At 45.6% G+C, this 24481-nt stretch carries 22 protein-coding genes and 1 tRNA gene; 18 read left to right on the top strand and 5 right to left on the bottom strand.

The window, feature by feature from the left end; genetic code table 11:
* The first annotated feature begins 275 nt into the window (after nt 1–275).
* From QUA04_RS30020 to QUA04_RS22150, 3 genes are all read left to right on the top strand, one after another.
* The gene (locus QUA04_RS30020) at nt 276–455 is read left to right on the top strand and encodes a transposase (protein WP_445242353.1); all 180 of its coding nucleotides are present in this window, start codon (nt 276–278) and stop codon (nt 453–455) included.
* Between the two features lie 311 nt (nt 456–766).
* A complete protein-coding gene (locus QUA04_RS30015; protein WP_445242352.1) occupies nt 767–1009 on the top strand; it encodes a transposase in 243 nt (80 codons plus the stop codon).
* A 59-nt stretch (nt 1010–1068) separates the two neighbouring features.
* Entirely contained in the window at nt 1069–3285 is a 2217-nt protein-coding gene (locus tag QUA04_RS22150) for a polysaccharide biosynthesis tyrosine autokinase (RefSeq protein ID WP_333260741.1), read from the top strand.
* A gap of 20 nt (nt 3286–3305) precedes the next feature.
* On the opposite strand, the gene QUA04_RS22145 is transcribed toward QUA04_RS22150, so the two are convergent.
* Nucleotides 3306–6734, bottom strand: coding sequence for a PAS domain S-box protein (locus QUA04_RS22145; protein ID WP_333260738.1), 3429 nt, complete (start codon nt 6732–6734; stop codon nt 3306–3308).
* Nucleotides 6735–7325: 591 nt separating this feature from the next.
* Here QUA04_RS22145 and QUA04_RS22140 point away from each other — a divergent pair.
* From QUA04_RS22140 to QUA04_RS22110, 7 genes are all read left to right on the top strand, one after another.
* The gene (locus QUA04_RS22140; protein WP_333260736.1) at nt 7326–8300 is read left to right on the top strand and encodes a LysR family transcriptional regulator; all 975 of its coding nucleotides are present in this window, start codon (nt 7326–7328) and stop codon (nt 8298–8300) included.
* Nucleotides 8301–8435: 135 nt separating this feature from the next.
* Entirely contained in the window at nt 8436–9500 is a 1065-nt protein-coding gene (locus QUA04_RS22135; RefSeq protein WP_333260733.1) for an anthranilate phosphoribosyltransferase family protein, read from the top strand.
* Between the two features lie 2 nt (nt 9501–9502).
* Nucleotides 9503–10279, top strand: a complete 777-nt coding sequence (locus QUA04_RS22130; protein ID WP_445242351.1) for a molybdenum cofactor guanylyltransferase — start codon at nt 9503–9505, stop codon at nt 10277–10279.
* A 56-nt stretch (nt 10280–10335) separates the two neighbouring features.
* Complete coding sequence (locus QUA04_RS22125) at nt 10336–11511, top strand: aminotransferase class V-fold PLP-dependent enzyme (RefSeq protein ID WP_333260730.1); 1176 nt, start codon at nt 10336–10338, stop codon at nt 11509–11511.
* Between the two features lie 425 nt (nt 11512–11936).
* Nucleotides 11937–12284 carry a DUF6717 family protein gene (locus QUA04_RS22120; RefSeq protein ID WP_333260728.1) on the top strand — a complete coding sequence of 116 codons (348 nt, stop codon included), beginning with the start codon at nt 11937–11939 and terminating at the stop codon, nt 12282–12284.
* Between the two features lie 14 nt (nt 12285–12298).
* Nucleotides 12299–13648, top strand: a complete 1350-nt coding sequence (locus QUA04_RS22115; protein WP_333260725.1) for an LCP family protein — start codon at nt 12299–12301, stop codon at nt 13646–13648.
* 20 nt (nt 13649–13668) lie between these two features.
* The gene (locus tag QUA04_RS22110) at nt 13669–14196 is read left to right on the top strand and encodes a pentapeptide repeat-containing protein (protein ID WP_333260723.1); all 528 of its coding nucleotides are present in this window, start codon (nt 13669–13671) and stop codon (nt 14194–14196) included.
* 128 nt (nt 14197–14324) lie between these two features.
* On the opposite strand, the gene QUA04_RS22105 is transcribed toward QUA04_RS22110, so the two are convergent.
* Nucleotides 14325–15578, bottom strand: a complete 1254-nt coding sequence (locus tag QUA04_RS22105; RefSeq protein WP_333260720.1) for an S-layer homology domain-containing protein — start codon at nt 15576–15578, stop codon at nt 14325–14327.
* A gap of 454 nt (nt 15579–16032) precedes the next feature.
* On the opposite strand from QUA04_RS22105, the gene QUA04_RS22100 reads away from it, so the two are divergent.
* Nucleotides 16033–17511, top strand: coding sequence for an amidase (locus tag QUA04_RS22100; protein WP_333260717.1), 1479 nt, complete (start codon nt 16033–16035; stop codon nt 17509–17511).
* A gap of 144 nt (nt 17512–17655) precedes the next feature.
* On the opposite strand, the gene QUA04_RS22095 is transcribed toward QUA04_RS22100, so the two are convergent.
* Entirely contained in the window at nt 17656–19227 is a 1572-nt protein-coding gene (locus QUA04_RS22095) for a GmrSD restriction endonuclease domain-containing protein (RefSeq protein ID WP_333260714.1), read from the bottom strand.
* Nucleotides 19228–19387: 160 nt separating this feature from the next.
* Nucleotides 19388–20080, bottom strand: coding sequence for a GDSL-type esterase/lipase family protein (locus QUA04_RS22090; protein ID WP_333260712.1), 693 nt, complete (start codon nt 20078–20080; stop codon nt 19388–19390).
* Nucleotides 20081–20160: 80 nt separating this feature from the next.
* On the opposite strand from QUA04_RS22090, the gene QUA04_RS22085 reads away from it, so the two are divergent.
* The 5 genes from QUA04_RS22085 to QUA04_RS22065 all read left to right on the top strand — a co-directional run bounded on the left by QUA04_RS22085 (nt 20161) and on the right by QUA04_RS22065 (nt 22630).
* Nucleotides 20161–20391, top strand: a complete 231-nt coding sequence (locus QUA04_RS22085; RefSeq protein WP_015175138.1) for a DNA-directed RNA polymerase subunit omega — start codon at nt 20161–20163, stop codon at nt 20389–20391.
* 248 nt (nt 20392–20639) lie between these two features.
* The gene (locus QUA04_RS22080) at nt 20640–21281 is read left to right on the top strand and encodes a hypothetical protein (protein ID WP_333260709.1); all 642 of its coding nucleotides are present in this window, start codon (nt 20640–20642) and stop codon (nt 21279–21281) included.
* Nucleotides 21282–21422: 141 nt separating this feature from the next.
* The gene (locus QUA04_RS22075) at nt 21423–21791 is read left to right on the top strand and encodes a DUF1818 family protein (protein WP_333260706.1); all 369 of its coding nucleotides are present in this window, start codon (nt 21423–21425) and stop codon (nt 21789–21791) included.
* A 37-nt stretch (nt 21792–21828) separates the two neighbouring features.
* Nucleotides 21829–21902, top strand: a tRNA-Pro gene (locus QUA04_RS22070).
* Between the two features lie 206 nt (nt 21903–22108).
* A complete protein-coding gene (locus QUA04_RS22065; RefSeq protein WP_333260703.1) occupies nt 22109–22630 on the top strand; it encodes a phage integrase SAM-like domain-containing protein in 522 nt (173 codons plus the stop codon).
* Nucleotides 22631–22825: 195 nt separating this feature from the next.
* On the opposite strand, the gene QUA04_RS22060 is transcribed toward QUA04_RS22065, so the two are convergent.
* Nucleotides 22826–22876: a hypothetical protein gene (locus QUA04_RS22060; RefSeq protein WP_333260747.1), complete on the bottom strand. Its 51-nt coding sequence runs from the start codon at nt 22874–22876 to the stop codon at nt 22826–22828.
* 477 nt (nt 22877–23353) lie between these two features.
* Between QUA04_RS22060 and QUA04_RS22055 the strand changes: the two genes are divergently transcribed.
* Together QUA04_RS22055 and QUA04_RS22050 are read left to right on the top strand one after the other, a co-directional pair.
* Nucleotides 23354–23680: a transposase family protein gene (locus QUA04_RS22055; protein WP_333260701.1), complete on the top strand. Its 327-nt coding sequence runs from the start codon at nt 23354–23356 to the stop codon at nt 23678–23680.
* Nucleotides 23681–23702: 22 nt separating this feature from the next.
* Entirely contained in the window at nt 23703–24104 is a 402-nt protein-coding gene (locus QUA04_RS22050; protein ID WP_333260744.1) for a transposase family protein, read from the top strand.
* Nucleotides 24105–24481: the final 377 nt, after the last annotated feature.

Raw genomic sequence — 24481 nt, 5'->3', positions numbered from 1 at the left:
TTATTTGAGCGATGTCGAAAACTGTTAAATCTCAAACAGTTAATCAGTGGTTTGACTCATTTCTATTGGTGGCCGGAGGCAAAAGTTTAATCATGGTTAATCGACCGGACATGATATGAAAAGCCTAGGGCGTGTTTTCTGGCCTCGTTGTATCCTCGAAAGAAAATAGGCGAGCTCCGGCACGGAGTCTTGAGGAATCCTTGGAGACTTAAGTACGGAACAGTGGGGTTAGTTAAAACCCCTACTACCACCGCTCCAACCCAAAACCGGTAAGGCTGCGTCACGACCATCGACAAGTTGTCAATGGCATTCTGTGGATACTCAGAACCGGGACTCCGTGGCGAGACCCGCCAAAACGTTATAGTAAGTGGGTTCATGGTGGCAACACGGTTTTATCGGTGGCAAAAAGCCGATCAAAGGAAACAAGTCTTATAAGACCTACAAGCCGATGCTGACCAACTGCGAAAACTAGACTGTCCGGTTCATTACGTCGATCAAACCGTGATTTGTGCCCACCAACCCTCGGCTATGCTGGAAAAAAGAAGGCGAATCACAGGAAAAACTAGGCCGTTCTCGTGGTGGTTTTAGTAATAAAATACACATACGTTAAAGTGAGGGTAAAGGTAAACCTCTAACTTTTATTCTGAGTCGCTTGTCAACATAACAAGTCAATTTTTTTAGAACAATTGATGGAACAAGGAGCAGTAAGCGCATTCTGGTGCAGGTCGTCCGCGTCAACCCCCGGAAAGAGTCGTAGGAGACAAAGGTGCTGCCACGTCGTCGCATCCTTCGTGATCTAGGTCGGCGAGGTATCCGTTTTACCATCCCACGACTTTCAAATGAACTACGTCGCCGTTCTTTTACCCGTGAAATCTACCGTCAACGCAATATAGTTGAATGTGCTATCAACCGACTCAAGCAATGGAGACGTATTGCTACCCGATATGAGAAATTGGCTGAAAATTCTACAGCCATGATGACGATCGCCTGGAGTCTGTTGTGGTTATAGTTTGAAAACACGCCCTAGGGTGTTAGAGTTTACAAAAAATCATTTTTCGGGAGTAACTGATGGAATCAACTGAAAGTGGTATCGGATTTCAGGAATACTGGCAGATTTTGAAGCGCAGGTGGCTGCCAGCCTTAGCTGTATTCGCCTCGGTTGTTGCAGTCACCACCTACGCCACGCTGAAGGAAAAACCAGTTTATGAAGCAGAAGGAAAGCTGTTATTTAAGAAAACAACTCCTGGCTCTGCTTTAACAGAATTGGGAAAAGAAATCGGACAGTTGACTCCTGCGGCGGAGCAAAGTAACCCTCTGACTACCGAGATCGAACTGATTCGTTCTCTAGAAAATGTCGAAAAAACTATAAATAGGCTTAAGTTAAAAGACGAAAAAAATAATCATCTGAAAACAAAAGATTTTTTAAAAAAAATGACAGTAGCTACTATTCGGGGAGCTGATATCCTAACGGTTTCATACAAAGACAAAAACCCAAAAATAGCAGCCGATGTCGTAAAAACCCTGATGAATTTTTATATAGATAACAATCAAAAAGTGAATCGCCTAGAAGCTGTGTCTGTTCGACAGTTTATTGAAAAAAAACTGCCTAACTCAGACCAAGCTATGCGGAAAGCAGCGGCAGAATTGAGCAAATTTAAAGAAGATAATAAAGTTGTAAATCTTGAAGAAGAAGCTAAATCAGCAGTGGCAGTTATGGCGGGACTAGAAAGTCAAATCGACCAAGCTAAGTCGGATTTGCTCAATGCCAGTGCTCAGTCTAAAGCATTTGAAGACGAATTACAGATGAATCCCCAGCAAGCATTGACCGCCAGCACTCTCAGCCAATCTAGCACTGTGCAGGAAGCTCTCAAAGAATACAAACAAATAGAGCGGCAGTTAGCAATTGAGCAAAATCGCTACCTGGACAATTCGCCTATAATCACTAGGTTAGAAACTAAGAAAGCTACTATGAAAGCTTTACTAGACCAACAAATACAACAAGTTTTAGGTGGGCAACAGTCGTTGCAAAATCCAAGTTTACAGATAGGAGACGTGAAACCAAAACTGATCGAAGAATTTATCAAGGTAGATGTAGAACGCCAGGGTTTGGCTGAGCGAGTTACTATTCTATCAAACGCTCTAGCTGGCTACAAGCAGCGGGTAAAACTTTTGCCGAAGCTAGAGAAGGAAAAGCGAGAACTAGAAAGAAAACTCCAAGAAGCCGAAGCTGATTATCAGGAATTGCAAAAAAAACTCCAGGAAATTAGGATTACGGAAAATCAGCAAGTGGGGAATGCTCGGATTATCCAAAAGCCGAGTGTTCCGGAAGAACCAGTGCGTTCTCGCAAGTCTTTATTGCTGGTATCGGGCAGCTTGTTGGGAACTCTGCTTGCTATAGCTGCGGCGCTGCTTTTAGAGTCTCAAGATAAGTCTGTGAAAACTATTGAAGAGGCGAGGGAATTATTTGGGTTTACTTTGTTGGGGGTGATTCCTTTTCATAGAAAGCCTGAAAAAAATTATCGGCGCAATTCCTGGCCGCTTAAGTCGGCTGCACAGAATTTAGAGCTATCTCCCCGACAGATTGTTGTTAGGGATACTCCTCATACTTCGAGCAGTGCTGCTTACCGAATGCTTCAGGCAAATCTGAGGTTTCTGAGTTCTGATAAAGAGCTGAAAGTGATTGTTGTCAGTAGTTCGCTACCGCAAGAAGGTAAGTCTACTGTATCTGCTAATTTGGCTGTAGCTATAGCTCAATTAGGACGGAAGGTTTTGCTGGTAGATGCGGATATGCACTGTCCTGTTCAACATCGGATTTGGGAACTTCCCAATCAAGTAGGCTTGAGCAATGTGATAGTCGGACAAGCTGGGTTTGGGGATGCGATCGCCCAAGTCATGGATAATTTAGATGTGCTCACTTGCGGGGTGATTCCGCCTAATGCAATGGCTCTGTTGGATTCACAGCGGCTCACTTTATTAATTAAGCAATTTTCGGCTACTTATGATGCAGTGATTATTGATGCTCCTTCTCTGAATGTTGCTGCTGAGGCTCTGATTCTGGGGAATAAAGCAGATGGGATTTTATTGGTAGTGCGGCCTGGTGTTCTTAATTCGGGTACTGTGGCTTTTGCGAAGGAGCTATTGAAGAAATCAAGCCAGCACGTTCTGGGCTTAGTGGTGAATGGAGTAAGTCCTAAAAACGAACCGCACAGCCATTACTATTTTACCAATGAATCTTACGCTCAAGAGCAGAGTCCTGGTATCAATAAAATAACGAATAATCCGTAACCAATAACAACAGTTAACAGTTAACTGTTAACTGTTGTTATTGGCAGTCGCACTCCGAAAGTCGAGCCTAGTCCTTCCCCAGGACTTTCGGCCCAGACAGTCCCGCCGTGGAGTTCCACGAGATGGCGGACGATCGCCAATCCCAGTCCCAGCCCGCCGTAATTGCGCGTAGAAGTGCTGTCAGCTTGGCGGAAGCGATCGAACACAAAGGGCAAAAACTCCTTGCTGATGCCAATTCCCGTATCTCTGACAACGATCGAAACAGAGTGAACCGGAGACGGCCCAGACAACATCGCCCCACCCGCTGCTCCCGGTTCCCCATCCTCCGAGAGCGTGATTTCCACGCGACCCGACGGCGGCGTAAACTTAATAGCATTCGAGAGCAAATTCCACACCACCTGCTGCAAACGAGTAGCATCGCCCCTCACCAAGCTCACCCCTTCGCCACAAAAACTCACCAATTCTATTCCCCTAGCTTCAGCATCAGGACTCAGCGCTTTCACCGCCGTTTCTACAATCCGCACCAAATCCACTGGGAACAGCTTCAAACACACTTTGCCACTCACAATCCGGGAAACGTCCAGCAAATCTTCAATCATCTGAGTCTGCAACCGCGCGTTTCGCTCAATAGTCTCCAAACCCACAGCCGTTTTTTCCGGACTCATCTGGCGCTGCCGCAGCATCTGGGCCCAGCCCAAAATCGCGTTCAGAGGCGTCCGCAACTCGTGAGAAAGCGTTCCCAAAAACTGGTCTTTAATCCGGTTGGCCTCCGCTGCTTCCCGGTAAAGCCGCGCATTATCGATCGCCACCGCCGCATCCCGCGCCAAATCCTCCAGCAAAACCAAATCGTCCTCCCCGCAGCGACGGCCCGACTCCCCGCACAGCAACGAAATCGCTCCCAGCGTCCGCCCGCGAGCGATCAGCGGCACGCAGATTGCCGACAGCACCTGGGATTGGGAGCGCAGCACCAACTGCAGTTCCCTGTCCGGCACAACCGCCTCGATCACCCATTCCGGTATTTCAGGGTAGAGCTTAGACTCACCAGTCCGCAGCACCTTTGCTACTCCGTGCCGTCCCTGGGGGTCTAGCGGCATACGCCGATCGATTTGCCACAGCAGAGCGACTTTGCTCGGATCTGAGTGAGCAACTGCTTGCAAGCGGATTGAGCCGTCGGCATCAAGCAAATGCACACAGCACCAATCCCCCAGCGCCGGTACTGTTAAATCTGCCAAACCTTGCAGCGCCTTCTCGTAATCCAGGGAAGCCGACGACAGCAAAGCCAAAGCTTGAGCGCTAAAATAGGCTGTTTGGGCCGAGCGCTGGCGATCGTCAATATCAGTACAAGTCCCGAACCATTTGAGAATTTTCCCCTCAGCGTCCCACACGGGCAATGCCCTGCCCAGATGCCAGCGGTAAGCTCCGTCAGATGCCCGTTTAAAGCGGTATTCCACCTCGTAAGTCTTCCCTGTCTCCACCGAGGTCTTCCAGCTTTCTACAGCATCTTCCACGTCATCTGGATGTAGGGCTAGCTGCCACCCCCAGCCTTGAGTTTCCTCCAGCGTCAAGCCAGTATATTCAAACCAGCGCTGGTTGTAGTAGTCGAGCCAGCCGTCGGCTGTGGCAGTCCAAACTATTTGCGGGATGGCTTCAGCGAGGACGCGATACAACTGTTCGCTGGCTTCGGCTTGGCGACGGGCGGCCTGTTCCCGCGCCAAAGCCCAATTCCGCTGTTCTTCGGCTTCTTTGCGAGCGGTGATGTCGCTAATCACGCCGATCCATTTGCAGGGATTGCCTTGTTTGTCAAGCACTGCTTTACCCCGATCAATCCAGTGGAGCAAGCGACCCCGCTGGCACTGAACGCGGTATTCCTGAAAAAATGGGGCGGCAGAACTGTCTGGCGCACTCAAATACCGATCGACGGCGGCCAAAACTCGATCGCGGTCTAGCGGGTGCAAGATACTGTTCCAAGCTGCTCTTGTCCTCGGAAATCCGCCTTTTTCGTACTCCAAATGTTCGTCTACGTGACCGAACCACAGCACGATGTCGGTCTCGATATCCCATTCGTAAATCAAATCGCTGGCACTTTCGGCAGCAATCCGAAACCGCTCTTCAGACTGTCGCAGCACTTCCAGAAATTTAAACCGTTCAGTCACGTCCAAAACCAGAGACAGCACCGATATCAACTGTCCCGAATCGCTGTAAAAAGCCGAATTGTACCACTCACAGTGTACCAACGCACCCCACTTATTATAATTGCTGTTGCGAACTACATTCCAGCGATTTTCTGGTTTTTTTAAACTATAAATGGCAGATTCTACATCTTCAAAATCGCCCTTAGAAATAAAGTTCCATTCGCTAAAATGCTTGCCTAAAACTTCTATTTTTTCCCAGCCAAAAATCTTCTGTGCCGCAGGCGACCAGCCACTGAGACAAAAGTTTTCATCCCACTCAATCACCGCTAGGGGCGTATTTTCAAAATGAGAAGTGAGTTTTTGCAGCGCCTCGCGCAGGGATGCTTCTACTTGCTTGCGCTTAGTAATATCGCTAAAAGAAATAGCAATTCCATCGCCCAATTTAACGGTCATAATCCGAAACCAGCCGACAATGCCTTCGTTGTTGTAATAAATCTCGGTATCGAGGGGAATTCCTGTTTCTACAACTTGCACGTAACGGTCGAACAAATTGTTATCTTTATGACCCGGTAGCACTTGCAGCAATCGCTTGCCTGTTAATTCTTCAGGGGTATGGTGTTGCATTTTTGCCGCTGCGGGATTGACGTATTCCCATTCAAAATCCACAATTGTGGATTCGTCGCGAATGCTGCGGAATACGTTAAATCCGTCTAGAGATAATTCCTGAAAAACGCGGAAGCGTTCTTCGCTTTCTTGCAACTTGTCTACAGCGTCAAGCAGGAGTTCCTCGACTCGCTCGCGTTGTGTTATTTCTGCGAGCAATTGCTGATTAATTTGCTGGAGTTCCGTTGTGGGGAATGGGAGGGAATTTTTAATGGCAGAGTCGGCTTGCCGTCGATCGACCTTTTGGGTTCCCAGCGCCGTATTTCCTGGTAAAGAGGCCCCCCTAGCCAAAGCCAACACTTGAGCAACCCAGGGTATCAGGGACGCTACAGCCCACAAAGAGATGATAGCGGTAACGGCGGCGATCGAACTTGACAGCCAGTAGCTGGGATGCACCAGCATCCAAACTTGCATCAAGTGAGTTGTCCCGCCGCACAAAAACCAGGCTCCCAATAGGAGAAACCCCTTGCTCAAAGGCACGTCCCGCTGCTTCCGGGCATAGTATGTCAGAATTGCTGGAATTGAATAATAAGCCAAGGCAATTAACAAATCGCTGACGGCTTGCAGTCCCATCAACTGGGCTTGCCACTGGCAACAGCCATCTTGGGGAATAAAATTGTGGTTAAATGACATAATCTTAATAAATGGCAGCATTTCGGCTTTCCTGTGCGATCGATCCTAGTTGCACTTGTGTTGCTGACCCGCTAATTCCTAGTTTATACACAAAAAAACAGAAAACAAGAGTGGCTTTAGTCCAGGGATGAAAGTTCACAGCAGGCTTTAACCTGCCTGCAATATTCCTACATTTATTGAGAGGTTGAGGAAGAGTGAGGTACTATAATTCCCAAGGAGGTACGAAATTCAATGCTATCTTTTGAATTCACAACTTACGCAAAAACCGAGCAATTGAGCGCACTTGATGAAGGGATTACTAGAGTGCCGTTCATGAAAACGGTTTAGCTACAAGCTTGCAATATTAGATAAATTTATCTTTATTGAATCCATTTTTTGATAAGTTTGCAGATTCAGAAATCCCTTCAACATAGGAGAATCGACCTCTACTTGGAGGCTCAGAAATCCTCCCGGAGCAGATTGATGCTTGGAGCGTAGCATCCCCGCGTCTCGCCCCGGAATCAAAACTAATCTGTACCTGTATCAAAGTCTACTAAATTCTGCTACTAAATCGGTTAATGTCACAGATTATCTTCCAGTAAAATTTCTGAAACCATCTCGAATTAAACCTCCATGCGCTTAGAGCAGCTTCAAGCATTTCTTTCAGTTGCTGAAACTGGTAGCTTTCAGCAAGCGGCCCGGAAGTGTGGCGTTACCCAATCGACTATTAGCCGCCAAGTGCAGGGATTAGAAGCGGAGGTGGGTTTGTCGCTGTTTCACCGCACGGCCCACGCGAAACTGACTGTGGGAGGGGAATGCCTGCTGCCTCACGCTCGCAAAATCTGTCAGACTTGGCAAAATGCTGCTGAAGAATTGGGAGACTTACGGGCGGGAAAGCAGCCGGAACTCTGCGTGGCTGCGATTCACTCGGTTTGCGCTGCTTATTTGCCGCCTGTGCTGCAAAAGTTTTGCCGCGACTATCCAGACGTGCAGTTGCGGGTGACTTCCCTCGGGAGCGATCGAGCCCTGAAAGTCCTCAAAGACGGTTTGGTGGACATAGCGGTGGTGATGAACAACCGCTATTTTACTCAAGCCCCGGAAATGTTGGTTGAGGTGCTCTACAATGAGCCGATCGAGGTGTTGATGGCGGCGGGTCATCCCCTGGCCCAGTACGAACGAGTACCTTGGCCGGAATTGGTTTGTTACCCGCAAGTGGTGTTTAAGGACGGGTACGGAATGCAGCGGATGGTGCAAGAACAATTTGGACGCATGGGTGCTAAACTTCATGCTGTTTTGGAACTCAACACTCTTGATGCTTTTCGGGGTGTGGTGCGACAGGGAGAATTGATTGCTTTGCTGCCGCATTCAGCTTTGGTGGACGCGAAGGGCGATCGCACTTTAGCAATTCGGTCGATCGCCCAAGATCGGTCAAATTCCAAGGTTTCGACGATCGGTCAATTGGCAGCAGATCCCACTTGGACTCGCGAAGTGGTGTTGGTGACAACTCACGATCGAATGCAAATTCCGCCGATCGCCCATTTCTGGAATCTGGTACGCGAATTTGTGCCGCCATTAGATTTAATCAAGCTAGAAAAATCAGGGAGTTAATTCGATAATTTTGAATTGAATTTGGGAACTTTTAAATTGAAACTGATTCAATTATTACCAATTACTAACTACCAATTACTAATTACCAATTACTAACTACCAACTACCAATTACCAATTCCCAACTTCAAAAGTTATGAGTGACGCATTTAGAGAATTGCTGCGAAAAATTGGCAGCGGAGTACACACAGGAGAAAACTTAACTCGATCCGAAGCAGCAGCAGCCACGCGGATGATGCTGCTGGGAGAAGCAACACCGGCTCAAATCGGAGCTTTTATGATTTCCCACCGCATTAAACGGCCCACTGGCGAAGAATTAGCCGGGATGCTCGATGCTTATGAAGAATTGGGGCCTATGCTTGCCCCCCCAAACCGAGAAAAAGGGTTTTCCGTCTCTACCGTCGCCGTGTTTGGCGTTGCTTACGACGGGCGATCGCGCACGGCTCCAATTAGCCCTTTAACATCCCTAATTTTAGCCGCCTCTGGCGTGCCAACCCTCATGCACGGGGGTGATACCATGCCAACCAAGGAAGGCATTCCCCTGATTGAAATTTGGCGCGGTTTGGGAGTAGACTGGAGAAAACTAAGTTTAGAAAAAGTCCAACAAGTTTTTGACAATACGGGTTTAGGTTTTGTTTACCTTCCCAAGCATTTTCCTCAAGCCGCCGCTTTAGTTCCCTACCGCCGCGAAATTGGTAAACGGCCACCTTTTTCCACAATGGAGTTGATGTGGTGTCCCTGTGCCGGCGACGTTAACGTCATCTCCGGTTATGTCCACCCGCCGACAGAAGGTATGTTTCAAAAAGCCTTTGAGCTACGGGGAATCAAAAATTATACCACAGTCAAGGGATTGGAGGGAAGCTGCGATTTGCCGCGCGATCGTACTGCGATTATCGGCATTGCTAAGCCGAATGCCGAGTTCGAGCGACTGCTTTTAGCCCACGGAGATTACGGTTTTAGCAACACCAATCCTGCCTTTGAATCAGCCCCAGAGTTATTCAAACAAATGCAGGAAGTCTTGCTGGGAAAACCCTCCGAATTGATGCAGTCCGCTATCTGGAACGGCGGATTTTATCTGTGGCGCTGTGGAATTTGTTTAGATATGAACTCGGGTTTGATTGAGGCAGAAACTTTATTGAGTAGCGGTCAAGTTGTTCAAAAACTTGAGGAAGTTAGCCAAGCCGTTAGTGTTTTGAGTTGAGAATGATTAATCAGATTGTGTGTGCAGTGGACACCTACATTGAGCAGGTTTTGTACACAGCACCCTACCGAGAGCAATTTTTCTTCCTTCTTCCCTCTTCCGACTTCCCCGGACTGATATCCGTTACATCCGTTACAGAATCCGTTGCCGAACTTCCCTGTTCCTTCTTCCCAATGACTAATCATAAAATTGCTGTAATTGTGCTTGCAGGCGGTCAAAGTTCGCGGATGGGTAGGGATAAAGCTCTGCTGGAAATTGAGGGCAAATCCCTATTGCAGCGGGCGTTGGAAGTTGCCGCAGTTGTAACCCCCGAAGTTTATGTTCTAACTGCTTGGCCCGATCGCTATCGATCGACCTTAACCGAAACATCCCAATTTCTGGTAGAGTACAATCCGGGTTCCGGGCCATTGGTTGCATTGACTCAGGGATTGACAGAAATTGCCGCAGAATGGATTTTACTGTTAGCTTGCGATTTGCCTTTGTTGGATGCCCAGATTATTCAGAATTGGGCAAGTCTGTTAACAGAATTTCCCCCATCAACTTTAGCAGTTGTGCCTTATCAAAATTCGCGCTGGGAGCCTTTGTGTGGCTTCTACCGCCAACAATCTCTGCCCAGTTTGCAAAGTTTTATTGACAAAGGGGGGCGTTCCTTTCAATTGTGGTTAAATCAAATTTCCGCAATCCCTTTACCTGTGGGGGAACGAGAAGCACTAATGTTATCGAATTGCAATACATTAGAAGAGTTTGAGCAATTAAAAGGTAAAATGGTTAACGGTTGACAGTTGACTGACTAATGACTAATGACTAATGACTACTGACTAATTACTAATTACTGATGATTAACGAATATTGGTTGCTCGATCGCAATATAACTTTCCTCAATCACGGCTCTTTTGGGGCCTGTCCGATTCCCGTACTCGAAGCGCAAACCATTTTTCGAGAACAACTGGAAAGAGAACCTTTGCGCTTTTTAATGCGGGAATTTGAACCCTTGTTGGATAATGCAAGAAATCAGTTAGCCACATTTATCGGTGCGAGTGAGGAGGACTTGGCGTTTGTCCCGAATGCGACCACGGGAGTAAATGCTGTTTTGCGATCGCTCTGTTTTTCTCCCGGCGACGAGTTACTAACTACAAATCAGGAATACAACGCTTGCCGCAACACACTTAATTTTGTAGCCGAGCGTACAGGCGCTAAAGTAATAGTAGCAGAAGTCCCCTTTCCCATTGAGTCACTCGACCAAATTATTGAAGCAATAATTAAGTGCGTTTCACCGCAAACAAAGTTAGCTTTATTAGACCACGTTGTGAGCCAAACAGGTTTAATCTTTCCCATCAAACAGTTAGTCGGCGAGTTAGCTAACCGTGGCGTGGATGTATTGGTAGACGGAGCTCACGCGCCGGGAATGGTAGCACTGAATTTAGATGAAATTGGCGCGGCTTACTATACGGGAAATTGTCACAAATGGCTGTGCGCTCCGAAAGGTGCGGGCTTTTTATACGTGCGACGTGACAAGCAAGATGCCATTCGGCCCACTACAATCAGTCACGGTGCTAACTCGCCCCGCGCTGATAAATCGCGCTTTCAGCTAGAATTTGACTGGATGGGAACAGTCGATCCTAGCCCCTATTTGTGCGTGCCTGTAGCTATTGATTTTATGGGTTCTTTATTGAGCGGCGGCTGGTCGGAATTGAGGGCAAAGAATCATGCTTTAGCATTGGCGGGGAGAAACATATTGGCAGACAAATTAGATTTGCCGCTGCCTTGTCCTGATGAAATGGTGGGTTCGATGGCTGTTGTGCCACTGGCAGACGGCCAGTCTGATGTTGTTGCAAAGGGAGGAATTCCACCTTTGCAAGAGGCGCTGTGGGAGATTTTTAAAATTGAAGTTCCGGTGATTCCTTGGCCGAATGCTAGTAAGCAGTTGGTGAGAGTTTCGGCTCAGTTATACAATACTTTGCCGCAGTATCAATATTTAGCTAAGGCACTGGTTGAGCTGACGAAAATTTGACCTGGGGCTTCCAGAAAATAAACATAACACCCAGCTACAAACAGTTATATGTTTGTAGTTAGGGTGTTGGTTCTCATAGTTGGGGAGAAGACAGACTATTCATCCTTACTATAAACGTACTAAAGGTTATACAAATAGGCACAATTAGAGTGAAAATTCTGCAACAAATTACCTTTATTACTCTTTAATTTTGCTACTATTTACCTTAAATAAAAAACTCAAAAAACAACAGCTCTAAAACCCATGACCCTCCACTTCGCCTATTCTCCCCAACCGAATAAAATTTTTAAATAACCCGCAAAATTTCCTAAGTTAAAACAGGGTTGTCAAATCGGATAGCGCACAACTTCCGCGCAACAGAATATAATGTATCCACACTTGCATTTTTGCAGACAAAACAAAGGAAATAAAAAGAGGCGAATACCATGTCCAATGCCATGATGGTAATTTACCCCTATCGCGAACTGTACACCTGGGTTTTTGACGACGAGCGAGTCGGACTTGTCCGAGAACCATTTGTTCAGGGCGTCCCCGAAATGATTAACGCGCTTGTCGCAGACATTCCCAATGCCGCTCAAGGTTTCCGACTTTTATTCTCAGCCAATCCATTTCCCGGATATCAAGCAGAAATGCTGTGGTTGAAAGAAGAATACGGCGGTAACTGGTATCGGTGGGAAGCGAAAAATCTCGAAGGCTGGCTGTGTCCGGCTATGTTCAAATACTTTCCCGAAGCACCGCCCAAGTTTTACTGCAAAGCTGAAAAACTGCAATAACCAACAGCAAGTCAATGAAAAACTTGTCAATTTTTAAAAGAAACTTTGTTGAACGAGTCGATCAAACATCTCGAAAAAAGCCTAAGTTCTTCCTATATATAGTGGGGCTATTTTTCCTAGTCTTCACCGCCGCCATCTCGGCCACAATGGGGGCAATTACTGCCCTGTTAGCTCCCGTGGAACCCCCAATTATCAATAGAGTATTAGAGGCGACTGGCTTTGACTATCTATCCTCCAACCACTCTGGATACCGCCTGTCGCGGTCAGTTAATATCTTGATATTGGGAATTGACCGCGTGCCAGAAGCTGGAGCCAATTCCCCTAAGATTTTTGAGGGCCGCAGCGATACAATACTCTTATTGCACCTCGATCCTAGAGATAAATCTATTAGTTTGCTTTCAGTCCCACGAGATACTAAAGTCGAAGTTCCCGGAATTAGCTTCAGCAAAATTAGCGAAGCCAATGCTAGAGGAGGAGCAGCTTTGGCGACGCGATTAGTTAGCAGTATGCTGAACAATACGAGAATTGAACGATACGTGCGAGTCAGTAGCAGTGCGTTTCGGGAATTAGTCGATTTGTTGGGCGGAATTGAGGTATTTGTACCTCGCGCGATGTCCTATACAGATACCGTCCAAAAGTTAAAAATAAACTTAGGCCAGGGATGGCAAACTCTCAACGGAGAACAAGCAGAACAATTTGCTCGATTTCGGAATGACGGTTTAGGAGATATCGGCCGCATTCAGCGACAGCAATCTTTAATTCAAGCTATTCGCGACCGCCTCGCAAGTCCATCAGTATTGGTGCGCTTGCCACAAATTGTTCGATTGATGCAAAAATATGTGGATACCAACCTAAATTATGAGGAAATATTGACGCTGGCCAATTTCGGTTTGCAATTGGAGCGAGATAATTTTAAAATGGTAATGTTGCCTGGACGTTCTAGTTCAAAACAAGGGGATTTGAGGAGTTATTGGATTGTAGATGCGAGCGGGCTTGAGCGCATTATGACACAATACTTGAACCAGAGCGTGCCGGATTTTGCCCAAGGACGAATTCGCAATCCCAGCGAGTCCGTGTTGCCCAAAAACATCAAAATATCTGTCCAAAACGCTTCTAGCAAACCGACAACCGCCAAAACAGTTGCTGAATTTCTCACAAAAAAGGGCTTTTTTAATGTATCTGTAGTGCAGGATTCGCCCCAGAAGGAGCGTCAAAGTCAAATTATTGTTCAGCAAGGCGATTTAGAGGCAGCGAATCTACTGAAAAAAGAGTTAGGCGGCGGTAAAATTGAAGCATCTTCTACGGGTGAAATCAATTCTGACTTGACCCTTCGCGTTGGCGAGGATTGGGTAAAGCGATTTTAATTAGTCATGAGTCAATTACCATGAGTGCAATATCTGTGAAAAGTGTTTTCCGAATTTTCCTGAGCCTGATTTTAAGTTTAGTGTTGGCTTTTGGGTGGGTGCTGCTGCTGAGTGCTACTCCGGCATTGGCCCTACCGAAAACAAATATTAATTACACAAATATTAATTTGTCCGATCGCGATTTTTCCAACTCGGATTTAGCGGGGGGAACATTTGTCGCTGCTGAAATGCGGGGAACAAATTTTCAAGGTGCTGATTTAACTAATGCGATTTTGACTAAGGGAGTTTTGCTGAATGCCAACTTGTCAGGTGCCAACCTCTCCGGTGCTTTGGCAGATAGAGTTACATTTGACGGCGCTAATTTGACGAATGCTAATTTTTCCGAGGCAATTATGACTCGAACTCGGTTTTTTGATGCTGCAATTTCCGGCGCTGATTTTACTGACGCGATTATCGACGCTTATCAAGTGACTATCCTGTGCGAGAAAGCAGATGGTGTCAATCCCGTGACGGGAGTTTCTACCCGGGAAAGTTTGGGGTGTCCCTAGGAATTCACACTTAAAGAAAATCCCTGGCTAATTATTTGATTAGGTGCACCTGTAGCGAGGTGAAATACACAAATTAAAGCCCCTCTCCTGCAAGGCGAGGGGTTTGAGGAAATTTCCAAGTATCGGCTCTATCGAGCGCTACAAATGCCTGTGCTGGCAGTACCAACTACCAAATCGGAATTCAACAGCAAATCTAAATCGGTGTCGGGATTAACAGCATACAAATCGACTTTATCTCTACCCAAAAATACCCCGATCAAAGTCCCGATTCCCGCACCGCCGAGCACCTCTTCAGTTGCGATCGCCCGATCGCCCGTAACACCTGCGATCGCCGCCGCTGCTGCTGCACCCAACGCCGTATTCTTAACCAGATTACCAACATTAACGCCCTTGGTAACAGTTTCTTTCCTAGTAATCAGTTGCGAAGTGGCATTGAGAGGCACTCTGCTGCCGTTGATGATACTTAATTCTTGAGCCACAAACTGAACGCCCGAAGCAGTCGATCGCAATTCGCCGCTAATTTTCGAGCCTTCCGGTATCAGCACTTGGCCATTACTTCCTGTGATATCCGAAGCTACCGTCAGCGTAATCGGAGACTTGTCATTAGGGGCGAGCAAAATCTTGCCTTTTGCATACTCGATTGGAATAGTCACCCCCCTGGGAATTTTCACAGCCACAGACTCGCTAACATCAATCTTAGCAATGTAAGGAGAATTAATTGCTCTTGCTTGATTGCTACTCACTAATGTTTGATAGATAAAAGCAGCTACTTCAGCTCGCGTTGCTGACTTGTTCGGTTTGAGAGATTTAGGATTGGGATAGCTGACAACCAACTGTTTTTCAGTAGCAGCCGCCACGCTTTTTACAGCATAACTTTGAATCTCACCCGCATCATTATAGTAGCTGAGAACATCTTGAAAATCGCACTTAGGCTCATAGCCCATTCCGTTATTTAAAGCGACTACAACTTGAACGCGAGGAATCTGCTGTGTCGGCCTGAAAACATTGCCGGGATAGCCAGACATCCATCCCATTTCGTAAGCTTCGGTGATCGCCCCGCTTGCCCAAAAATTAGACGGAACATCGGCAAACCTAACAGCAGCGCGGGTTTTTGCCTTTTTCACAGAACGGATCATTGCCGCGAATTCAGCCCGCGTTACCGGTGCATCCGGGCGAAAACTGCCATCGGGAAATCCTTTGATAATGCCTCTTTCTGACAAATCTTGAATAAAGTCTTTTGCCCAGTAGTTATTATTAACATCCGAAAAAGCTGTCTGAGCAAAAGAAGGCGCGGGAGCTAGCATCGGCGCTGCGGTTCCGGCAACGGTTCCCAAGGTTAATAAAACAGATGTACCGGATTTAATGCGATGTAATACAGACATTTTTGATTCTCCAAGTTACACAATTTTTTTATTGAGGAGAACTAAGCTTTTGATAGGCTGATTGATTCCTGTCCAACTTGCTCTTTCCCTCAGTTATGTAATCATTATTGAAGAATTTTACTTCTGGTGCGGGGAAGATACGGTCTTTTAAAATAAATATTTTGATCCTTGTTTTGGGGTTTTAAAATGCTTAAAATCCTTAAAATCCTTATGTTGCTTATCTTCCTTATCTACCTTGTCTCTGCAATTAACAGGATTTAGGGACAAAGCCGAAAGCCGTTTGATACAGCAATTTCCAGGTTCATGGAGTACGGTTGCAAGGGTTTGTCAACCATTTTGGTAAGTGTTTGGGATTAAGGTGTACTCTATTTCCCTGGAATCTGCTGTATTAGTTAACTATATTAACTAAAAGTGAATATAATTGACTCGATGGAGAAATACCTGTTTGTTGCTTATGAGTAGCCTGACCTTTGCCTCTGCCCATCAGCTAGCGCGAATGATTCGCGATCGCGAAGTCTCTGCCGTCGAAGTTCTCGACGCTTACCTTACTCAAATCGCAAAGCACAACTCGCAATTAAACGCCATTTGTACGCTGGATGAAGACAATGCCCGTACTAGAGCAAAACTTGCCGATGAAGCCCTAGCCAGAGGAGAAAACTGGGGTGCTTTACATGGGGTTCCCATCACGATTAAAGACATTTTTGAAACAGCCGGACTCCGCACCACAGCAGGCTATATTCCCCTCAAAGATTATGTGCCTCAACAGGATGCAACTGCTGTTGCGAGATTGCGGGCAGCAGGTGCTGTCATTATGGGAAAAACCAACATGGCGGAACTAGCTGCCGATTATCAAAGCACAAATTCTCTGTTTCCACGGGTGAATAATCCTTGGCATCTTGACTACACACCTGGGGGCAGTTCTGGAGGGAGTGCCGCGGCTGTCGCAGCCGGACTTTCACCGTTGGATTTGGGCAACGATTTCGGGGGTTCGGTGCGTCAGCCTGCTCATTTCTGCGGCATATATGGTTTAAAGCCGACAGATCGCCGTATTTCTACAGCAGGGCAGATTCCTGAAGTGCCGGGAATGCCGCTGTCTATTCGGCAAATGATGACCGTTGGGTGTTTTGCTCGATCGCTCGAAGATATCCGGCTGTGTTTTTCGTTAATTGCAGGCGCGGATCTGCGGCGCCCTGATGTCCCGCCGGTTCCGCTCGATCGACCCTCTGGCAAGCCTTTGCAGGATCTCAAAATCGCTTGGACTGCTGAATGGGCCGAAGTTCCCGTTGCTTCTGAAATTCGAGCAGCTATGGAGTTGATCGTGCAGACACTCTCTCACGCAGGTGTCCAAACCGAACGCTGGCTTCCCAAAGACTTTGACCTTTCCAAAATATTGAATCTCTACGGGCGGATGTCAATGTACCTCACTATCTACGCTCAACCGCAGGATAGATATAACCTGCGTCGTAGTTTAGGGTTAATCTTCCGCACCGCAACCCAAGGCGACAAGGAACTCCGAAAATTGGGAGATTTCAGCCGATTGCTACCTGAGATATTGAATCCAAGTTTGAAAAGATATTTCGAGGCACTCACACAGCGCGATCGCTTCACTGCCCATATAGATGAAGCATTAGAACCGTGGGATGTATGGCTTTGTCCGGTTGCGGCAACCGCTGCGTTTACCCATTGTCCCGCTTGGAGTGCCGTTGACATTGATGACAGATCCTATCCTTATGCAGTGGCAAACGGGGCTTACACCATGCCTTCTAATCTCAGCGGACATCCTGCCGTGGTAATTCCAATTGGACAAACTCAAAATGGTTTACCGATTGGAATGCAAATTGTTGGTAAGCGGTGGCGTGAGATGGAGTTGTTGGCGATCGCAGAAGCGATCGACAAAGTGGTTGGTAGCTTGCAACACCCACCTGGTTACTGAGCATTTTATAAAGTTTCACTTGATGGTGAAGAATACAATCAGTGGTAGGGTGCGTCAGGTTTGAGATGAGCGGGCACAGAAAATCAGATGATGACGCACCCTTCTTGGGTGGTGTGTCAAGATTAACTCGCATACAATTTTTTTTCAATTTTTATAGGTAGTATTGCAGTATGGGTGAGTTAATTGTGCGTTTTTTAAAGTTCCTAAACCCCCATCAGCTTTTCTTGTAATATGATCGATACTATTAAATCGGCAAGGCAGATACCCTCCACAAATTTTACAAACTGGCCAGCCTGGTAGAGCCTCTCTGATAAACGCAGATGCTTTGGTTTCTCTAGAAAATTCTTTACTCACAATTTCCCCAGTGTCGGCTTTCTTGGGAATTTTCAGAGTCGAAAATCTTTTATCGCCGGATCTTATTTCTGTGATAACATTCTTTTTATCTATACCTCCTGACAACTTAGTAATTACTTCTAAGTAGAAGTCTCTCACTAACTCTCTAGCTTGTAATGCGTCACTCTTCTTAGCAACAAGTTGTGGAACCATATCATAATTCCAAATTACCCATTCAAAGTCTTTTCTTACCTTTATCAATTTAGACCAGGATTTAGTCTGTTGTAAATGTAAAATTAAACTAACCACCCCATAAAAGGAACCAATTTTTGGCTTTCCTTGCTGAGTATAAAAGTATACCAGTGGATGTAAACCCAGAGATGAAGGATCGCTGCTATTGATTCTTTGAGCCACTTTTTTGCACTCCTTTAGTAGCTCAATAGTTTTATCGCCTTTTAAATCTTCTCCCAACTGATTATCGGTTGATATGTTATTGACAATATTTATAAATTCTAAAATCAATTCCAGCTTATCCGAAGATGAAAGATTCCCCACAATTGGTACATCTAAGGTTTTAATGGGATTTGAAAGTTTGGGCTGAAATATAAGTTGGTGTATTTCTTGCGCTACTTTTTCAATCTCATCCTGTTTTTCTTTAGTGAAATCAGACCAATATTTATGACCATTCCCACTTCTCACGATCGCACGCGCAGCCACACCATTAGGTGTTTTACGTGCTAGTAGCAACCTCATCTCAGTCTCGCTAATGGGGGCTGCTTTCTGGTTGATTTTGAAAAAAGATTCCTCCGCTTTCATAGCATCACCTTCAACCCATTGAAGTGAAATCGCTGAGGCCCCTAAGTTCCTAGCTCTTTCCAGCATTTTAGGATTAAATTGACCAGGCTGTGAAGTCAATGATTGATAATCTTTGTAAGCTCCTATTTTCTCTTTAATTAGTTTGCGAGTTTCTTTGGCTGCCTCTTTCTGTTCGTCAGTGATGTTGCCGTCATAAAATAGTTTAGAAAATTTACCATCGCCATAATCATCATTAATCCAAGCAAGTAACGAACTCACTCGATGAGAACCATCAACAACAAAATAGTGGCTACTACCTCGCCAAAGAATAACTGCGGGAATTAAATCTCCATCTAAAAAGCTTTCAATAAACTCGCATATTTTTGCTGCATCCCATTCATTAGTTTCTCTTTGAAAATCCGGTTTTCGCAAAAACGGATAGAAAAAAGAACTTTCTTCTAGATCGCGAATACTTATAGTGAGGATACTTCTTCCCATATTGCGTTCGGGCTGATCTTTAATTTCAAATGCTTCTCGGGGAATAAGTGCATCTAGACTAACTGGGGAATTTTTGGATAATTTTGCCATTTTAAGTACCGATTGTTAATTTTTAGTATTTCTTGACTTTTCGCTTAATAAGCTTCCGTTTGGGCGGTGCAAGTCAGGTCAATTTTGATGGCTGAATCAGGTGGCATATTGGGAGTTCAGAATGCCGCGGAAGTCAGCCATGATGACTACTGACTAATGACTAATGACTAATAGAGGCTAGCGGCTCCCAACTGGTCACATCTTCAAATAAAGATTGATAGCCCGCTGCATTCGGATGAAGCCCATCTGAAATCAGGCGCGATCGCCACCAATCACTGCCCCGATTTATCCATTTATCAAAAATATCTAAATAGGGAATTCCCCGCAACTGACAAGCTAATTTCGTTGCTTCCTTGTAGCGATATTGGTCAGCATGACTGTAATACAAACAATCTTGAAAAGGCATTTTACTTTCATCCACCGGCACCATCCCGACAAATATCACCGGACAAAGTTGTTTGGAAGTGTCTAATAAATTATCCAAAACAGTTTTAAAATGTTCAAACTCAGTGTAGCTGCGCCCGGTAGGCGACTGCACTCTCGCCGAATCGTTGAGGCCTACGGAAAGAATAATCGCATCCGGGACGCGGTTTCTGAGCTCGCCACGCTGGCGAAACTCGTTTTCGAGCCGCTGGGCGACTTGATAGGTGCGATCGCCCCGAACCCCCAAATTGTATAAAACGTGTCCTGCACTCTCCGGTAACATCCACTGGCGCCGCAATCTTTCCACCCAGCCACCGCCTACACCGTCGCCGAAACCGTAGATTAAGCTGTCGCCAAAAGCAACCAATCTGAGGGGATGAGAATTTCCCCGATGCAAGTGACCAAAGGAATACGCTGTTGCTACCTGCATAAGCAATGATACTCAGTTAATAAATTATGAATCTTGACATACTAGACTAGAATGTAACATTACATAAAGTAGGTAGTCTCATGGTTAAGCGTCCAACTTTCGATTCAACTCAGCTAACCCGTCGGGCGGAAGAGTTGATTAACGGTGCATCCAACCGCTATCGGATTACGGTGCAGGTGGCGAACCGCGCAAAACGCCGTCGCTATGAAGATTTTGACAATATGGACGACCATCAAATGAAACCTGTAATGCGGGCGATATTTGAGATGTCGGACGAACTGACTCAGCCGGAAATAATCGGAGACATCTAGGCTTCGGGAGTTTTGGGTTTTGAGTGGTGAATTGCGAGCAATTTTTTTAAACTCGACACTCAAAACTTTCTCAAACTAGACTGGCGGGCAAGGGCGAGAAACCCGGTTTCTTCTTAGCTGTCTCGTTGACTAACTTCTGATTTTCCTAAACCGGGTTTCTTTTCCTAAGTCCTAAAATTAGAAACTAGGATATCTGCTTGGGGGTAAGTTTATGAAATTATTCTATTTTTGAAATTATTGTCAAAACCGTGAATAGATTAAAGCAGGGCTTAAGTTTTCTGTTCGTTACTTTGAGTGTGGCGATTTTCACGCTTTTGAGTTGGGTATTGGAATCCGGGGAACTGAGTATGTCGGCTTTGGAACCTTCGCTGCTGCGGAGTTCTGAGTCTGCCTCAGTGCAGCGGGTGGCTCAACAATCTGCGCCGCAAGTGAGGGTGCAAGATGCGTGGAAATTGGTGTACGAAAAATTGCCGGATTTCCCGATCGAAAATAACTACATTTCTAAGGAAACCGGAAAAGTCGATCCTACCAATACTTTAGTCGGGCGGTTGATTCGATATCACGTATTTGTCAAAGGACGGCCACCCAATTACCGCTTTGATTGGAAGTTGAGTTTAGCTGACTATTTGGGGGCGACTCCCGATTATTTGGTAGAAAGTGTGTATCCGGGAAAAGATGTTTTGCGCTCAAATCCAATGGAACAGGATCGTGCTGCTATTCAAAGGTTAAATAGAGCACAGCGGGATGCTTTGGTTCAAGCTTTGGTTGATGTTTTTACGGAGAATTCCGGGGGTGGGCGCACACCGGCGGGGGAAAAACCACAAGGGCGATCGAATTCGCCGGAGATACCGCAGCCGCAGCCGGGAGATGCGAAGTTGCTGATACCGTAATACTCATGGATACAGAAACCGAGTTTTTTACGGAAATATTGCTGTTGAGCCTTTAATACAGGTCAAAAACCCGTTTTCTTTCGTATTTATGGGTAAGCCCTACTAATCTAAAATCCAAAATCTAAAATCTAAAATCCCTTAATGGTGGAACGTGTAATTAAAACGGGTGTTGGGTGGCGTTTGGGATGGAACCCGGAAGTCCAGGAGTTTAAGGGTTTGGTGGCTGGCGACGGTTGGGCGATCGAACTCACGGAGGCTGAGTTAAACGATTTTTGCCGATTGTTGGGGCAATTGGCCGGCACAATGAGTCAAATGGCCTCTGAGTTAATGGACGAGGAAAAAATTGCCATTGAAGCCGAAAGCGACTTGCTGTGGGTGCAGGTGGAAGGCTATCCCGAAGCTTACAGCGTGCAATTGATCTTGAATGCTGGCAGGAGGTGCGAGGGTTTTTGGCCGACGGCTGCGGTTCCGACTTTGGTGCAGGGTGCAAAAGTTTTAAAAGTTTTTTGACTTTTTCGGGAATTCTATGCTAAGCTATTAAAGCTGTCGGGGCGTAGCGCAGCTTGGTAGCGCACTACTTTGGGGTAGTAGGGGTCGTGGGTTCAAATCCCGCCGCTCCGATAGATGGAATCCTTATAGACTAAGGATTCCATTATTTTTGGTAGATAAATCGTAGGTTACGCATTCTCAATAAGGGTGACATACTCAGACAATCACTGCGATAAATCTGGGATATGTCAAAAGGCTCAGTAAATATAGAAGTTTTCAAAGATCGGCTGCGACTTGCCTGGTAGTGGCAAAGTAAACGTTTCTGGCTATATCTCGGTTTGCCATATTCGATCGTCAACCGTAAAGCGGCAAGCATCAAAGCGCGGACGATCAAACTCGATATGACCAGTGGCAATTTTGATTCGTCTCTGGCAAAATACAAACTCCAGAAACAAGAATCCCTCTCTGTTTCTTACCTATTTCACCAATTTATCGAGTACAAGCGACGGAAAGTTGAGCCTTCTACTGTCGCTAAATATCGTGGACTTGAGAAACACGTTTCTGCGTTTTTCAAAAACAAAAGCACAATATCTGTTTCTGAAACTGTTGCAGAAAAATTTAGAGATTGGCTGGTACAGAAACTTGAACCCGGTACCGTAAGGGAACGGATTATCATGCTTAATGCTTGCTGGGAGTGGGGCAAAAAAAAGAAGCTGGTTCTCGAAAATCCTTGGGAGGAAGTCAAGGTGAACGTAGATCCCAAACAACGCCCAGAACCGTTCACGCATACAGAAATAAGCGCGAACGTCCCAAAATTCCGCGTTGATTCTCCGGTTGATCGCTCAGATACCTCTCCATAAATTTCTGATGTTCGGGATTATTTATATCCCCACCACAAAGAATCAAATGTTGAAGCAAGTCAGGATTGTAAAAAACTTTTCCGCTCGGATTTTTACCAGTGAATTACTTCTACGATTTTGTTCTGTTGTCTATATTTCAAAAGGGTTCGATCGGAACAATTCAAAACTTGGCAAGCAGTCTTCGTATCACAGGAATTAAGCTTTTTGAGGTTTGAGAAGATTTTTGATTACGTTGTCTTTTATCATGTTTTGGCGCATTATTTCAATAAGCTATTTGGGCTTATTTTGCGGAAAGTGATTGAATCGATTGACTATAAACTGTCAATTTGAATTGTTGCTCAACCGTTAGCGTCAACTCAGTATTATTGAACATTAGTATCCTTCCTATAAATTAATTTATTAAGTCGCTCGCGCACAACCACGTCCTCTGATTCAAGCCACTGATTGATGATTTCTCGACTGTATGTAGTCCCGGTGCTCGCCAACCAAACATTTTAGTTAACAGATTTTGGACGGCGAGCGAATAGTATTCATCTCACCAAATCAGAGCAATTTCGCGCCTCGTTTCTGCCTCTTCCTTATTAGACCTCTTGCAAAAGTCCCCAATAAGGGCAATAGTGAGGTGATTGAGAGGAAAAACTGATGACTTACGAACAAGTGCAAAGCTTAAAGCCAGAAGCCTTCAAGAGATGATGTGGCGTTGGGTCTACAACTTTTGATGAAATGGTGTCAGTTCTAAAACAACAGCAACTTCAGAAACGCAAACCCGGTCGCCCGCCTAAACTGAGCTTAGAAGACCAGGTACTGCTGGCATTACAATATTGGCGAGAGTACCGTACCTACTTTCACATTGCTCAAAGCTGGAACATCAATGAATCCACTGCGTTCAGAATCGTCAGACACGTAGAGGACACATTAATTCGTTCAGGTCGGTTTAGCTTACCCGGAAAGAAAGCACTGCTGCAACCGGACTCAGTTTTAGAAGTAGTTGTGGTCGATGTGACCGAAAGCCCAGTCGAGCGTCAAAAAAAAAACAACGACAAGTGTTGAACGGCAAAAAGAAGTATCATACATTGAAGTCGCAATTAGTGGTCAATCAAAAGACGGGAGCAATTATCTGCAGAGCTTCGTGGTAAAGGCAGAAGGCATGACTTTCGACTATTCATTCTTCAGTAAAGTCAGGCTAGCCACTACAATTAAACTTTTAGGTGACAAGGGTTATCAAGGAATTGCCAAACTTCATGCCCATAGTCATATCCCTACTAAAAAGCCCAAAAGCTCTAATTTATCTCAGGTTCAACGGCAGGAAAACCGTACTCTGGCAAGCCAACGAATTATTATTGAACACGTTAATAGGAAGCTGAAAATTTTTCGGATTTTGTCGGAACGTTACCGAAATCGCCGACGTAGATTTGGTTTACGCTTCAACCTGATTGCAGGCATCTATAACTATGAACTTAACCTTTCAGAATGACTTTTGCAAGAGGTCTACTGATGATTTCAATCGCTAAATCACTACTCACTTCCACTCCCGCTTCTACTTAGGGCTTGCTGAATAATCGATTTTAAACCAAGATCGGGAGAGATCGATATCTGAAACCAGAGTTAAAGATAAGTTTTCCTGCCTCAATATTACCGAAGCATAAGCGCTGATCATGTTAAATCCTGAAACAGCTATTGTTTTCCCAGAAGGGCATCAAAACACAAAAAAAACGGCTCTTCAGTAGTTAATATGCTAAATGAATAGCTGGCGCCAGGAAAGAAAGACAAATGAGTAGAAGTTCACGGGGGTAGCAAAAACCAAAAAAATCTGATAAGGTGAGGCACATGGAGAAGACAGTGCCGGAATTA

Origin of the sequence: Microcoleus sp. S13_C5, assembly GCF_036700845.1 — a bacterium.
In the GTDB taxonomy this organism is placed as follows: Bacteria; Cyanobacteriota; Cyanobacteriia; order Cyanobacteriales; family Microcoleaceae; genus Microcoleus.
The sequence above is the reverse complement of the archived record's forward strand: the minus strand, read 5'-3'. Positions and strand labels throughout refer to the sequence as shown.